1 protein-coding gene is annotated in these 1073 nt (G+C 66.2%); it reads left to right on the top strand.

The genetic code is table 11. The features are described 5' to 3' along the window. Window positions 1–1073: nucleobase:cation symporter-2 family protein (locus LQV45_RS35070; RefSeq protein WP_230012621.1), on the top strand; the 1073-nt coding region annotated here is incomplete at both ends.

The raw sequence follows: 1073 nt of genomic DNA, 5'->3' as shown, positions 1-1073 counted from the left end.
CGCTGCTCCAGACCCTGGGCTTGCCGTTCTTCGGCTCCCAGCTCCCCCTGGTTCAGGGCGTCTCGTTCGCCAGCGTGGCGACGATGGTCGCCATCGTCACCGGCGGAGGCGGCCTCCCTGCCGTCTTCGGCGCTGTCATTGCCTCTGCAGCCATCGGGCTGCTGATCGCCCCGGTGTTCTCCAAGATTGTCCGGTTCTTCCCGCCGGTGGTCACCGGCACAGTCATCACCATCATCGGCCTAACACTGATGCCCGTGGCGGCCAACTGGGCCATGGGCGGAAACAGGAAGGCCGAGGACTACGGGAGCGTGGCCAACATCGGGCTGGCGGCTATTACCCTGGCCCTCGTGCTCCTGCTGAGCAAGGTCGGCAGCGCCACTATTTCCCGCCTGTCCATCCTGCTGGCCATGCTGGCCGGAACGGGGGTCGCCGTCGTCACCGGCATGGCGGACTTCTCGAACGTCGGCGACGGCCCGATCGTCGCCTTCCCCGCACCGTTCCACCTCGGCGCACCCACCTTCGAAGCTGCCGCCATCATCTCCATGCTGATCGTGGTGCTGGTGATCCTGACCGAGACCATGGCCGACATCCTGGCCGTCGGCGAAATCGTGGGCACCCGGGTTGATTCGAAGCGGATCGCAGCGGGCCTGCGGGCAGATATGGTTTCCAGCCTCGTGGCGCCGGTCTTCGGCTCCTTCACGCAAAGCGCGTTCGCCCAGAACGTTGGCCTGGTCGCCGTCACCAAGATCAAGAGCCGCTATGTAGTAGCGGCCGGCGGCGTCATCCTGGTGCTGCTGGGCCTGCTGCCGGTGCTCGGCCGGGTGGTCGCGGCGGTCCCGACGGCGGTCTTGGGAGGTGCCGGGATTGTGCTCTTCGGCACGGTGGCCGCGAGCGGCATCCGCACGCTGGCCAAAGTGGAGTACCGGAACAACATGAACCTGATCATCGTCGCCGCCTCCATCGGCTTCGGGATGATCCCGATCGCCGCCCCCACGTTCTACGACAAGTTCCCCAGCTGGTTCGCAACGATTTTCCATTCCGGCATCAGCTCCGCAGCGGTCATGGCCATCGCG

This window comes from Microbacterium sp. Bi128 (assembly GCF_918698205.1).
This window is presented reverse-complemented; position numbering and strand designations above follow the sequence as displayed.